12 protein-coding genes are annotated in these 14,272 nt (G+C 46.2%); 1 reads left to right on the forward strand and 11 read right to left on the reverse strand.

The annotated features are described in order from the left end of the window. Positions 1-512: 512 nt before the first annotated feature. From EV207_RS18905 to pucL, 9 genes are all read right to left on the reverse strand, one after another. Positions 513-1,046: a chromate transporter gene (locus tag EV207_RS18905; RefSeq protein ID WP_132747716.1), complete on the reverse strand. Its 534-nt coding sequence runs from the start codon at positions 1,044-1,046 to the stop codon at positions 513-515. Further along, positions 1,043-1,630, reverse strand: coding sequence for a chromate transporter (locus EV207_RS18910; RefSeq protein WP_132747717.1), 588 nt, complete (start codon positions 1,628-1,630; stop codon positions 1,043-1,045). Before EV207_RS18910 ends, EV207_RS18905 begins: the two co-directional genes overlap by 4 nt. Positions 1,631-2,173: 543 nt before the next feature. Continuing rightward, entirely contained in the window at positions 2,174-3,406 is a 1,233-nt protein-coding gene (locus tag EV207_RS18915; protein WP_132747718.1) for a pyridoxal-phosphate-dependent aminotransferase family protein, read from the reverse strand. A gap of 334 nt (positions 3,407-3,740) precedes the next feature. Next, a complete protein-coding gene (locus EV207_RS18920) occupies positions 3,741-5,204 on the reverse strand; it encodes a catalase (protein ID WP_132747719.1) in 1,464 nt (487 codons plus the stop codon). A 78-nt stretch (positions 5,205-5,282) separates the two neighbouring features. Next, positions 5,283-5,711, reverse strand: a complete 429-nt coding sequence (locus EV207_RS18925) for a Fur family transcriptional regulator (protein ID WP_132747720.1) — start codon at positions 5,709-5,711, stop codon at positions 5,283-5,285. An 84-nt stretch (positions 5,712-5,795) separates the two neighbouring features. Further along, the gene (locus EV207_RS18930) at positions 5,796-7,115 is read right to left on the reverse strand and encodes a nucleobase:cation symporter-2 family protein (RefSeq protein ID WP_243647156.1); all 1,320 of its coding nucleotides are present in this window, start codon (positions 7,113-7,115) and stop codon (positions 5,796-5,798) included. 196 nt (positions 7,116-7,311) lie between these two features. Next, positions 7,312-7,830: a thiol peroxidase gene (gene tpx, locus EV207_RS18935; RefSeq protein WP_132747721.1), complete on the reverse strand. Its 519-nt coding sequence runs from the start codon at positions 7,828-7,830 to the stop codon at positions 7,312-7,314. Between the two features lie 22 nt (positions 7,831-7,852). Then, positions 7,853-8,209: a hydroxyisourate hydrolase gene (gene uraH / locus EV207_RS18940; protein ID WP_132747722.1), complete on the reverse strand. Its 357-nt coding sequence runs from the start codon at positions 8,207-8,209 to the stop codon at positions 7,853-7,855. Next, positions 8,206-9,705: a factor-independent urate hydroxylase gene (gene pucL, locus EV207_RS18945; RefSeq protein ID WP_132747723.1), complete on the reverse strand. Its 1,500-nt coding sequence runs from the start codon at positions 9,703-9,705 to the stop codon at positions 8,206-8,208. Before pucL ends, uraH begins: the two co-directional genes overlap by 4 nt. A 188-nt stretch (positions 9,706-9,893) precedes the next feature. On the opposite strand from pucL, the gene EV207_RS18950 reads away from it, so the two are divergent. Beyond that, on the forward strand, positions 9,894-11,063 hold the full coding sequence (locus tag EV207_RS18950) for a PucR family transcriptional regulator (RefSeq protein WP_243647157.1): 1,170 nt from the start codon (positions 9,894-9,896) through the stop codon (positions 11,061-11,063). Positions 11,064-11,070: 7 nt separating this feature from the next. Here the strand turns inward: EV207_RS18950 and EV207_RS18955 are convergent, their stop codons facing one another. Further along, positions 11,071-12,270 carry a PucR family transcriptional regulator gene (locus tag EV207_RS18955; RefSeq protein WP_132747725.1) on the reverse strand — a complete coding sequence of 400 codons (1,200 nt, stop codon included), beginning with the start codon at positions 12,268-12,270 and terminating at the stop codon, positions 11,071-11,073. Between the two features lie 587 nt (positions 12,271-12,857). Continuing rightward, positions 12,858-14,144 carry an MFS transporter gene (locus EV207_RS18960; RefSeq protein ID WP_132747726.1) on the reverse strand — a complete coding sequence of 429 codons (1,287 nt, stop codon included), beginning with the start codon at positions 14,142-14,144 and terminating at the stop codon, positions 12,858-12,860. Between the last annotated feature and the right edge of the window lie 128 nt (positions 14,145-14,272).

Below are 14,272 nucleotides of genomic sequence, written 5' to 3' on the forward strand. Positions count from 1 at the left end.
CTATCCAATTTCAATCCGCCTCCGTTCTATTTTTATACACATTTATATCCAGAGTGCGGTTTTCTAAAACTGTCTACTATATAGGTACAATAACAAGCCGTGACTGCGTCCTCCTCGGGGAATTCTGCGTCCTTTTCACCGGGGATCGCGTCTTGGACATAGGGATTGCGTCCTTATGAGCGGCGACTGCGTCCTCCTCGGGGAATTCTGCGTCCTTTTCACCGGGGATCGCGTCTTGGACATAGGGACTGCGTCCTTATGAGCGATGACTGCGTCCTCCTGGTGGAATTCTGCGTCCTTTTCACCGGGGATTGCGTCTTGGACATGGGGACTACGTCCTTATGAGCGGCGACTGCGTCCTCCTCGGGGAATTCTGCGTCCTTTTCGCCGGCGAGGCGGGCGGTCTTGGACAAAGCTCGCGCCAATTCAGCCTATCTCCCCTCAATTTCCGTCCATCCAGTACTTTCCCTTTACTCTCGGCTCCCTTAAAGCGCGCCACCTTGACCCGGCCTTCACCCTCCCATAAAAACAGCGCCGTAACCTAAAGCGGCGACAATCACAAACGCGGGATGAAGCTTCACCTTTTCTAATAAAATGAAGCTGACTACAGCGATAGCGAGCGTTTGCAACGAGCCGGATTGGCCGAAGGATTCAGCGAAAAATTCGTAGGCCATGACGCCGAGCAAGACGGCGATGGTCGGGCGAATCAGCAGTGTCAGCCGTTTGACTTTCGGCGAATCCTTATATTTATAAAGGATCCGGAGCAGCACGATCATCAAGATAAGTGAAGGTCCGACCGTTGCGATAATGCCTGCAAGCGACCCTAATACTCCGCCGACTTCATAACCGATGTAGCCCGCCATCTTCGTTGCTATCGGGCCCGGGAGTGAATTGCCAAGTGCCAGCACCTTACTGAACTCACCGACTGTAAGCCAGTGGAAACGGCCCACTACTTCATTTTCGACGAGCGGAATAGATGCTGGCCCGCCGCCGTAGCCGAGAATCCCGGGAATAAAAAAGGCGAGGAAGATTTTCCAAAGGATCATTTGACTACCCTCCTGTTGCCCTCTTCTTCGGACAAATCGCCGTCCTGCTTCCGATCTGGTTTCAGAAGAGCGAAAATTAGCAGCGCGGCGATAAGAATGGCAGGATGCACGTGCAAAAGCTGCATTAAAATCAGGCTGCCTGCGGCAAGTCCGAGGCTGACAGTCCAGCCCAACCCTTTTCTAGCCTTTGCAACGAACTGCCATGTTAGTGTGGCAAGCATGACACCGACTACCGGCATGACCGCTGATGTCATCCCCCGAACCCAAGGTTTATCCTGAAAAGAGGCAAGAAAAGTCAGCAGGACGACCATGAGAAAGATGGTCGGGACAATTGAGGATAGTACAGAAACAAGCATACCCAGCGTCCCTTTTATTTTCCAGCCGATATACCCGGGCAGCTTCGTTCCAATTGGTCCAGGCAAAGTGTTAGCTAAAGCCAGCACGTCGCTGAATTCCTCTTCCGACATCCATTTATAATTTCGGACAACCTCTTTGTGAACGAGCGGGATGGATGACGGTCCTCCGCCAAAGCCAAGCATGCCGACCCTGAAGAAGGCGAGAAATAGATTCATATATTGTGTCATAAAAAAAGCCCCTTTGTTGAAGATGATAATAACATCTGCATTAAAGCCTGAAAGCCGGGGCAAACCCCAACCTTCCCATTTTTCCAAACGGTGCGCAACAAAACTAATTGTAAAGAATTATGGACCATATTATTACGCATGTTAATCCCAAGGCCCTTTTAACCTAACATATGATAAAAATATTTATTATGGATTATAAAACACATTTTCTAAAAATTCAACATAATTGGAACAAAAATTTGCTTGAGTAGATCAAAGATTTGTCCTTTTCCTCCTGCCATAATTTTAAAACGCCATTCAAAGCTCCAAAGAACTTTAATGGCGTTTTTTAAATTGATTATATAAACTTAACGTTATTTTTTGCAAATAGGGAGGTATTTGGAAAAATCACGTTGAGTATTTGTTAAAATGGACTGCTCTGCTGATTCCTGGAATCAGCAGAGCATGTTTGTTTTAGTTAATCAGAAAGTATAACTTTCTGACGCACATAAGTGCAACTACGCCTCTGTCTTCGCCAAAGGCTCGCCAATCGGCGAGTTTTCTTTATATCGTTACGGGTTCTTTTGCATTTGTGTAAAATTCCAAGGCAGCCTGTACGCCATCGCCTTGGTTGACTTTAGCACCGTGGTATGTCAACGTGGCTTCCAAAGCGCCAAGGGTGCGCAGGATGTTATTCTTGCGGCAGCTGTAACCCATCGAACCGATTCTGACAACCTGCCCTTTCAGCGGGCCGAATGCTCCAGCAATTTCAATGCCAAATTGGTTGAGCATTGTCGCGCGAAGCTTGGCTTCATCAAGGCCGTCGGGTACTTTTACGACAGTGACAACCGGCATCCGATTTTCCTCACCGCCAAATAGTTCAACCCCCATCGCTTTAAGGCCTTTATTTAACGCCTCACCGTGAACCAAATGGCGTTCAAAGCGCTCTTCAAGGGTCTCCTCTTGAATGACACGCAAACCTTCACGAAGGGCATAAAGCATCGACGTTGCTTCCGTATGGTGATTTAAGCGATCAGGTGTCCAGTAGTCTTGGATTTGGCTTAAATCAAAATAGTTGCTTTGAATTCTTCTACTGTTGACAGAAGTTTCCGATAAGCCGCGCTCAATCTTTTTGCGTTCAAGAAGAATCTTTTCAATCCGGTCGTTATAAGTGATCGGCGCCATGCCCGATGGAACGGCAAGGTTCTTCTGCGTTCCGGTGATGACAGCATCGATATGCCAATCATCTGTCTTAAAGTCAACGCCCCCAAGAGTGGCAACAGCGTCAACGACGAGCAGCACATCATTCTCGCGGCAGAATTTGCCGAGTTCTTCAAGCGGCTGCATCCGGCCGGTTGATGTTTCGCCATGAACAACTGCCACGATCTTTGGATTGACCTTTTTAATTTCGGCCTTTAATTGCTCTGCATCGAACACGTCGCCCCATTCCGCTTCCATCGTATACACATCAGCGTTGCAGCGGCTGGCGATTTCAGCTAGCAGATAGCCAAAGCGACCGAAAATCGGCACAAGCACCTTATCACCCGGTTCAATTGTACTGCACAAAACGGCTTCGAGACCTGAGCGGGATGTGCCGTCGATCGGATACGCCCATTTGTTTTTCGTTTGAAACACATAGCGCAATAAATCCATCGTTTCGTTCATAATGTTTAAGAATTGGGGGTCAAATTGCCCGATAACCGGCGTTGACATCGCTCTTAGAACGCGTGGATCCGCCTCGACCGGTCCTGGAGTCATAATTGTGCGTGATGGCGTATTTAAGTCAGTATAAGCCATAATTTAATCTCCTCCTTGCAGTAATATTAATGGCAAAGTGCCGGGTCAATGCACTTTTGTTTTTCAATAATAATGACCCTTGTGAATAGTCGAAAAATACAATGGATAGGAATTTCTTTATACCCTTTAATAGATAACTTAAATTTATATGATTTTAATACAGAAGTCATTGTTTAAAATGAATAAAAATGATTTTTACTTTTGTTCACTTTGTTGAAATAACCGGACGCCTTTAGCGGGAACAAAACGATGAAGACGGCCCGTCCTCATTATGAGTCCGGGCTGTCCTTTTGAGAAATAGATTGAGAATTTGAGAGAATCCTTTTTCTAAAAATTACTTAGCGGCAGTTGCCGGCACGCCAAGCCCTTCTGCAACCCTGGCGCCGTATTCCGGATCAGCTTTGCGGAAATGTTCAATTTGCCGCAGCTGAATCTCTTTCTTCACTGGCTTCATCGCCCCTACAATGTTCGAAATCAAGCGTGACTTTTCCCTTTCACTCAACAAGCGGTATAGATCACCAGGCTGTGTATAGTGGTCATCCTTATCGTATGCGACACTTTCCACTGTGCCGGAGACGACGAATGGTGCCGGTGTATGTTCGGGTGATTCTTTCGGTCCCCCGAGGCTGTTTGGCTCATAATGCACAGAATCGCCGCCGTTATCGTCACAACGCATCACACCGTCACGTTGATAGTTTGCGTTTGATTCCGTTATCGGCCGGTTAATCTTCAGGAGATCGCCGTTGCCGCCGACGCGGTAACGATGGGCATCACCATATGCGAAGAGACGGCCTTGCAGCATTTTATCCGGTGAGAAGTCGATGCCAGGTACAATATTTGCCGGCGAGAAAGCAGATTGCTCAACTTCAGCAAAGTAGTTTTTTGGATTACTGTCCAACACCATCCGTCCAATCGGAATAAGCGGATAATCGCTTTGGCGCCAAACTTTCGTCACATCAAATGGATCGAATTCATAACGGTCGGCATCCTCTAAAGGCATGATCTGGACGTACACTTTCCAGGCCGGATAATCTCCTTTTTCAATTGACTCATACAAGTCACGTGTCGCATGATCCGGGTCAACGCCAGCAAGCTTAACAGCCTCCTCATTCGTGTAGTTCTCAATACCTTGTTCTGTCTTGAAATGGTACTTCACCCAAACGGATTCACCGTCAGCATTCGTCCACTTGAACGTGTGGCTGCCATAGCCATTCATATGGCGATTGGTCTTTGGCGTACCGCGGTCAGAGAATAGAATCGTGACTTGGTGAAGCGATTCTGGCGACAATGACCAGAAGTCCCAAATGGCGTTTGGATCTTTGCAATTCGTCGCCGGATGACGCTTTTGCGTATGAATAAAGTCAGGAAACTTGATCGCATCGCGGATGAAAAAGACCGGTGTGTTGTTGCCGACGAGATCATAATTCCCATCCTCAGTATAAAATTTCAGAGCGAAACCGCGCGGGTCACGTTCGGCATCAGCAGCACCTTTTTCGCCGGCAACTGTTGAAAACCGGGCGAACATCGGAGTCCGCTTGCCGACATTTGATAAAAATTTCGCCTTAGTCCATTTCGTGACATCATTCGTCACTTCAAAATAACCATGTGCCCCTGCCCCTTTGGCGTGCACGACACGTTCCGGAATACGTTCACGGTTAAAGTGGGCAAGTTTTTCGGTCAAGTGAAAATCCTGCATTAATACCGGCCCTCTGGAACCCGCCGTTACAGAATTTTGGTTATCAGAAACCGGAGCACCTTGAGCCGTACGCAAAATCTTCTTGTTTTTATTTTCAGTCATAACCTGATTCCTCCTCCAAAATGTTCAGCTGGACATAGCAGCTTTTATCTTTTTGATGATCGAATAAAAATTTTGGTCTCACCCGGACCAGCATTCAGGGCAAATACCATACACTTCCATTCTGTGGCTTTTCACCTTATAACTGGTGATGGTCTCTGCAAATGCTTCAATTTCAGTAAGCACCGGAAAACGGAAATTGCGGATCTTGCCGCAGTCCAGGCAAATGATATGGTAATGATCTGACGTCTCAATATCAAAACGGCTTGAATGATCCCCATAAGTCAGCTCACTGACAAGCCCTGCTTTTTTTAACGTTTTTAGATTGTTATATACTGTGGCACTGCTCATATGTGGAAGCTTTTTCTCAAGCTTTTTATAGATCTCATCCGCTGTTGGATGCGATTTGGTTTCAACGAGATACTCCAAGATCCCGCGGCGCTGCGGTGTAATCCTGGCTCCTGTGCCTCTCAGCCGTTCAATGGCCTCCCGCAATTGTGCCTCAGTCATTCTTCCCCGCACCTCTCTTTAAGAAAGTTAAAGGAGCCTCACCTAAGAGCTATCAATCGCATCCCTCCTTTCAAGGTCACCTCATCAAGACAGCTTCTTTGTATCAACCGGTTCTGTGTGATCAATGACCGGCGTGATTTTACTTTTGCCATTTAAGATTAAGTTTGATAAAAAGAGAGCGAACGTCCCCATCACAACACCATTTGCAAAAATGAGTTTCAATGTATCCGGGAATGCCTCGAATGCACTTGGCACGCCGCCGACAGCGAGACCGGTCCCAACCCCAATCGCCACAACTAATTGGTTCGAACTTTTTGAAAAGTCAGCTTCCCCGATCATCCTCAATGCAGCGGAAATGAGCATGCCAAACATTGGGATCATCGCACCGCCGAGCACTGGGGCAGGTATCATCGTCGTTACCGCTGCGATTTTCGGCACTAAACCTAATACAATCAGGATGATGCCGCCGATCGCTACGACTACTCTGCTCGTTACTTTGGTAATGTACACGAGTCCAACATTTTGAGAAAAGGTTGAGTGGTTAAAGCCATTTAATATCCCGCTGATGGCGGTGGCGATCCCTTCCGCTCTTAACCCTTTCGTAATGTCATGGTCTTTAAGTTCACGATTTGTTAGTTGGCCCAAAGCCATAAAAACGCCTGTACTTTCGATCATAATGATCATTCCTACAATGCTCATCGTCACGATTGCCGAGAGATGGAAGGTAGGCATGCCGAAATAAAAAGGCTGAATCGGCGTGATCCAATCGGCTTTTCCTATCTTAGAGAAATCAACCATTCCGCCAAAAGCGGCGACAATCGTTCCGACCGCCATTGAAATCAAAATGGCCACCGTCTTTATAAAACCCTTAAAATAATAGTTCAGAAAAAAGAAAAGCACTAAGGTAAAAACGGCTAACATCAAGTTTTTCAAGTCACCGAAGTTCTCAGAACCGGATCCCCCTGCCGCATTTTCCATGGCCACAGGCATGATGTGAACACCGATGATTAACACAACAGAGCCGGTAACGATCGGCGGAAAATACTTGATCACTTTCCCGACAAACTGTGAAAGAATCGTAACGACAATCCCGGAGACAATGACGGCTCCAAGAACACCCGTCATCGAGTAGATCTTGCCGATTGCAATAACCGGTTGAACGACAATAAAGGATACAGCCAGCAGCGCCGGCAAGCGAATACCAAAGCCTTTGCCGCCTATCGTTTGAATAATTGTTGCAATCCCGCAGCCCAACAAATCATACGAAATCAGATAAACGAGCTGCTGCTGTGTAAGACCTAGAGCAGAAGCGACAACGATTGGCACGACAACAGCTCCTCCATACATCACACAAACATGTTGGAAACCTAACACAATCATCTTCCAAATACTTAATCTTTCCAACTGACTTTCCCCCTCATAAAATACTTTCAGACACCAGGCCGCGTAAAATGGTTGATCAACAAAACACTTTTCCTGGAAACTATGGTCTGACCAAAGATTTGGAGCGGGTTTAAGCTGCTTTTGTATTATTTGCTAGGGATTAGAATTGCTTGTCCTGTGAAAAAGGTGATCCGCATGAAGCGGACCCACCCTTCCCTCATTTAATTGCTGCTTTAACAGCTTGTATTGCGGCACCATAGTCTGGAGCTTGAGTGACTTCAGGAACATATTCAACATATGTCACGCGATCGTCGGCATCAACGACGAACACCGCCCGGCATTGCAGCCGTGTTTCCTCCATGTACGTGCCGTAAGCCTTGCCAAAGGACATATGCCTGTAATCAGATAGTGTTTGCACTCGGTCGACCCCAGTTGCCCCGCACCACCTTTTTTGCGCGAACGGGAGATCCGAACTTATCGTGTAGACACTAACGTCATCATGGAGACCTGCCGCTTCTTCGTTAAAACGGCGAGTTTCTGTATCACAAAGTTCTGTATCAAGGGATGGCACCGTCGCAAACAGTCTCACTCTTCCCTTTGAATCGCTCAGAGTCACATTGGATTGATCAGTTGCCAGCACATCGAAATCCGGCGCCTGATCACCAGGCTTGATTTCCGGCCCAATCAAGGAAACTGGTTTTCCTCGCATCGTTACCTTCGTACGCTGCAGTGTCATTTATATCCCCCTCCTCGTCTGATTAACTGCCCCTGTAAGTACTGTATCCCCCCGGTGCAACAAGCAATGGCACATGATAATGGGCATCGGGGTCTGATATACAGAAACGAATCGGCACTTCTTGCAAAAAGGGCTGTTCTTCTAAGCTGACGCGGCTTCGAAAATAATCGGCAACATGGAAGACAAGTTCATATGTGCCTCTCTTGCATGCTTCTCCTTGCAAGAGAGGGGCATCAACACGGCCATCGCTATTCGTTTTGCTTGTTATGACATGTTCCATGCGGCCATCCTTTTCTATACGCCACAACGCAACATTACAATCAGCAGCGGGCACGCCCCGTGTCATATCAAGCACATGTGTTGTTAAATAACCGTTCATACCTTGCTTTCACGGCCCTCGGCAGTGGACACATAGCCTTCTTTCTCAATGTCTGCCCTTGTAACCGAAAAACCTTGGAAACCATAAGGCGGAAGCGGCTCAGTGTAAACCTTCCCTTCGGATTCAGCAATGTCTTCCACAATCGTGATCCACGTCCGGTTGTTCGATTCAAAGCTAACCTCTTGCAATTGCGGAAAGCGTTCCAGAGCCCGGCAGCCAATATGATAAATAAGCTGCTGAATCGAACGGCTGTCCATTTGATGGAAGAGCGTGCGGGAAATGTCCCTTATTTGTTCAGCTGCCACATAATTCCCGGGATTTGCTCCCGTTGCATCAAGCGGGTTGCTGTATTTCCAATTAATATCCAAATAAATAAAGAGCGGCCTGTCAGTCTCTTCCCTGAGAGTTGTATATTCGTCCTTGATGTACCCGTAGAATGAGCTGCCCCGAACTTTAATGAGATGGAGATCTTTAAGTCCGCTTGCCTGTTCCACAACCTCGAAGCCATTCGCTTTACGGTCGACCCTAACTGTCGCTGTCGCGTATTGATTACGTGAGCTGTTATACACCAAACGACTCTGCTCAAATCCCGAATCAGCCGGAACACGGATTGGCTCGAACGGAATCTCGTCAGCTGACATTTCAACCGATTCAATATGGTCATATTTTTCCAAGAAACGTTCACTGATGAAAGCTAGCAAACCTTCCATTGTAGCCCCTTCATATTCGGCGGCATGGCGCTGGATAAAGTTTTTCATCGAATCCGTAGCCACGACGAGACTGTTATCCCCTTCTGTAAAGGACGTCAGGAACTTTTTGCCCCGCAAAGCTACTTTGGCATTTAAGCCAAAAATAACATTATCACGTTCGCTGAATTCTGATTCCGGGATGTGTTTCACTCCTGTAAGCGGTTTCGCAAAAGTCCTAAAGACATAGACATCGGCTTTGCCATAGTACATTGTTCTGTTTTCTGTACCCATGAGTTTCTCCTCCTGTGAATAAATTAGATTATCTAAACGGAAACTGGCTATTTTATAAATCTCTTGAATAGCCAAATCCAGTTCAGCCTGCTTGTTGTTCTTTAAGCGTTCTATCATGGCCCTTTTTATTGAATCCTTGTTATGGCCCCGCACGGCTTTAATAAATGGAAAGCTGAATTTTTTCGTATAAGCTTGATTCAGACTGAGGAATTCCTCATACTCCTCTTCAGAGAGCTTGTCAAAACCGGCTCCAGCCTGTTCCTGCCTAGATGCCTCGGTGACTTTAACACGAGTCGCTAAATCGGGGTGAGCCCGAATAAGGGCTAACTTTTTCCCAATGGAAGCCCTTTCAACCATTTCCGCCATTCGAGAATGGATGCCGCTTAAAGAAGAAAAGGGACGGCTCATCCATGCTTGCCTCGCAACCCATGGTGAATGTTCAAAAATAAAACCTAAAGTTTCTGTAAATGTTTCCTGATCCATCTGGTTAATTTCTTTTAAAGTAAAATGAGGCATAACATTTATTCATCCTTTGATTTGTTTGTCTTTATTGTAAATTTAAAATATTCTGCAGTCATTGGGCATTGAGGACAATACTTAGGGATTCAAAATGTGCACGATGCACGACCATTAATACCCTTTAAACATTGACGGGGCTGTAGGTTGGATCAATAATAGAGGAAAAAGGAGTGATGCTTGTGGGGATGACGATTGGTGATGCATTATGCATCCCGCCTCTTGAACAATGCACGGTCATTGCGGGGAAGAAGGGTCTTGACCGGATGATTTCATCGATTAACAGCTATGATGCTCCCGATGTCATCAATTGGCTAAAACAGGGGGACTTGGTTCTGACAACAGGCTACGTCTTTAAAAATGACGAACAGACCCAAATCAAAGTGATTGAAGAAATGGCAAAGAGGAATTGTGCTGGTCTTGGGATAAAAATTAACAGCGAGCTTGAAACACTGCCAGAGGTCATGATCCGGATTGCTGATGACAATCATGTTCCATTAATTAAAATTCCGTATCACCTCTCTTTATCAGATATGATTCTCTCTATTTTTCGGGAGATGTTTGCCAGGCAGGATTTAAATGACGCCGAAAACCGGAAAAAAGCGTTCCTCTCTAAGCTTTTACAAGGGGAATATCACGGAAGGGACGCTGTTTTGGCTGAGGGGCGGACTTTCGGGCTTGTCCCCGGGCAATATGTATGTCTATGCCTGAGGGGCAATAATACAAATAGTGATATTAGCGGGTTGGCAGACTCAATATGCGAAAGGTCGGGAATCAGTCTTATTTTACAAGAAAAAGAAGAGCTCACTATGATCTTGCAAGCCCCGAAGGATCAGGATGGACAGCAAATCTATGATCAGGCTTTTCAAGTTGCCAAAAGTTTAATAGATGAAGCAGGCAACACGTTTCCCAACCTTGTATTAAAAGCGGGAATCGGCACTTGCCAAGATGATGTCCTCAGGATAAGCGATAGCTGCAAACAGGCCCAAGAAGCCCTGCAATTAGGGAAAAAACAAAGGGGAACAAGCAGCGATAATATCTATCATTTCAATTCCCTTGAAGCCTATGCTGTCCTGCAGCACATTCCAGAAAGTGTTCTTGAAAGCTTCATTGCAAATAAGCTTGGGGCCATCATGCAACATGATAAAGATAACCATTCTGATTTAATGAAAACATTGGAGGTTTACTTGCTTTCCCGCGGGCGCACGTCCGATGCCGCGCGTCTTCTTGGCGTACACCGTAATACCATCGGCCCGCGTTTGACCAAAATTAAGGAACTATTAGAACTGGATATAGAAAATGGCGAGGTTGTCTTCCAGCTCCAATTGGCCTTGCACCTCTTCCAATTGCAAGATTAACACTGCATTAGGCTTGGGAAACTGGCAAACCTAATAAATGTGCCACACGCAAAGCTAATCCCAAACGAAAAATTGTATCACCGCCAGTTAAATCAACACCAAGCAATTCTTCAATACGAGTGATACGAAACTTTACTGTGTTTCTATGAATATACATTGAGCGGGCGATCTCTCCTATATGTCCTTTAAGGCTCAAATAGACTTCAAGAGTGTACATAAGGTTAGAACCCGTTTCCGTATCGTACTTAATCAAGGGGGCTAACGTCGAGGTCAAATAACGTTCCAAAAGAACATCGGGCAAATGCTGCAGCAAGGCATCAGCCTCAAGAGCTGCATAATTAAATATCATTTCGCCCTCCATGATACGGCCGCCAAGAAAGACCGCCTCTTTAGCCTCCTTATAACTTTCATGGATACGGCAAACATCTTGTTTGTATTTCCCGATCCCTATTGTTATTCTCTCGTTGTCAATGTCTTCGGCAAAATGTTTCACAATAAGGGAGGCCGTTCCATTGGGCATTGGCGTTTGCATGAGCAGATCTTTTGAATGACCAACTTGTATCACGGCAACATGGTCATCAAGTTTGATGCTAATTAGTCTTTCATTGGCGGCCGCCCCGGCCTTGCTGATAATTTGTTGAAGGCGATCTTCACTTATGTTATGGAGACTTATTCCTTTTAAGCAGTACACGACATACTCATTTGCGGAAGATAGGCCGTATGCCTTTCCTTGATTCAAAATTAGATCCGTTTCAGACAAGCTCCCGGTTAATAAACCAGAGAAATACTCCTCTCTTTTTGCCTGTTTGGTTAAATGGCGCTGTTCATTGATGATTTCCTGCGTCAGAGCCAGAATCATATCAGATAAAGTCATATCATATGGGATCGTAAATAAGGGAAAGTCCAAACGGTCAGCTTCCTTGATCATCAGCTTAGGGATTTCCGGAAGGAACCGTTTCTCCTTAATTCCTAGACCGGCGCATTGTTGGTCATGCAAATCCTGAATGACACGCACTTGGGCATCAATATCATCTTTAAAGACAAAACCCGTTGTTAGTAATAATTCACCCGCTTTCAGCCAGGAAGTATCGGGGGAATCCATGATGGTGACCGATCGGACGCCGCGGCTTAAGCCGCGATGCCCCCCTGCTACCACACAACGATTTAATGGTTGAATGTGCAATGCTTTTGCTACTGTAATATTCATTGGTGCCTCCAATCATCCCATTCGTTAATGAATTCAGTATATTTCAATAACAACGGGATTACCAGCGGCAATTTAATTCCATTTCCCCATAACCGATCTCCTATGGAGAAAAGCGCGGGGCGACCGGATGATGACACCTCCCCTTACTCATTTGCTGAAATTCCGCCCACAACTCCCACTATGAACGACCTCGAGGCCGTATTTTTACCCACTTCGGGCTTTCATCTCACTTATGAACGACCTCGAGGCCGTATTTTTACCCACTTCGGGCTTTCATTTCACTTATGAACGACCTCGAGGCCGGATTTTTACCCACTTCGGGCTTTCATCTCACTTATGAACGACCTCGAGGCCGGATTTTTACCCACTTCGGGCTTTCATCTCACTTATGAACGACCTCGAGGCCGGATTTTTACCGATTTCGGGCTTTCATCTCACCTATGAACGACCTCGAGACCGGATTTTTACCCACTTCGGGCTTTCATCTCACTTATGAACGACCTCGAGCACTATTTTTTATCGCCTTAACGATAGAAAAAACCCGCGGATCATGTACGCGGGTTTATAGTCATATTTTATTTTAAAAGCTAAGCCCCGGCCGCGGGTGATATCTCCTTTTTGCTTGATTGGGCACGTATAGTAAGGGCAACAATGGCGGATATGATCAGGGCAATGGCGATAAAAATAAATGCCGTTCCGTATGATCCGCCGCTGACATCGATCATGAAACCCATCACAAACGGGGAAATAAACCCGGCGATCGATCCCGCACAGTTGACGACGGAAGATCCTGTGGCCATCAATTTTGCGGGCAAGCTGTCGACAACCAAGCCCCAGAAGGACCCTTGAGCCATGAACATGAAAAACGCCGCAATGCACTGGAACACAATGACCATTGTATTAGACGGAGCCTGAAACATAAGGAAGAGGGTCACAGCTCCAATGATGGCATTGGGAATGAAAATCCACTTTCTCTTCCCGGGCGTGCGATCTGACAAATAGCCGCCAAGCACCATCGTCACGGTCCCAATTAAGTATGGCAAAGCACTGAAAATACCTGTCGACATGAGTGAAAAGCCTCTGACATTAATTAGATAAGACGGCAGCCAGGATGTGAATCCCCAAAAAGTAATGTCAAAGAAGAACCAAATCAGCGTTGCTTGCCATAATATCGGCTTTCTCAGCACTTCTTTGAAGCCAACTCCCCCCGACCGATCCGCTTCTGATGTTGCATCTTCTTCAAGTTCTTCAATCTCCTCTTTGGTGATTTTCGGGTGGTCTTTCGGATTATCTTTAACTTTCAACCAAAGCATAAGGGCAACCACCAACCCAGGTATGCCGATCGCAATGAAGACCGGCCGCCAACCGAACGCTGAAATAATCGCTGCCGCTGCAATCGTGGCACAAGCGGGACCAAGGGTATTCACGGTCGATTGAATGCCTGTTGCAGTGCCTCTTTGCTTACTGGAGAAGTAAGTCGCAATCCCTTTATAAGATGATCCAGGCAACGGCGCCTCCCCTAAGCCAAATAGGAAACGAACAATCAGCATAAGCGGATAGGTGAACATAAGCCCTGTTAATATCGTGAAGACACTCCACCAGCCAAGAGCCACACTGATCACTCTTCGAAACCCGAATTTATCAGCCATCATACCGCCAGGGATCTGACAGATGGCATAGCCGGCAAAAAAGATACTAATAATGAATCCTTGCCCTGTCGGACCAATATCAAAGTCCTTTCCGATAAAGGGCAGGGCTACCGTAATCACCATTCGGTCCAGAAAAGAAAACATCCAACATAACCATAAGAGCAGTAAAACAGTATAACGCACCTTCCAACGCCGGCCATTCTGCTTGCATTGTTCATCACTCATGAAAACAACCTCCTTGTTTAACCTCATGTCTTTGTCCATAAGTCTCCGAAATAAGCTTCTCTTTGCTTGGGTTTCCAATAATTCTGATTAATTTAATAATATAAAAAAAAGACCCAATCAAGGCCTTT

It is taken from the genome of Scopulibacillus darangshiensis, assembly GCF_004341035.1.
In the GTDB taxonomy this organism is placed as follows: domain Bacteria; phylum Bacillota; class Bacilli; order Bacillales; family Sporolactobacillaceae; genus Scopulibacillus; species Scopulibacillus darangshiensis.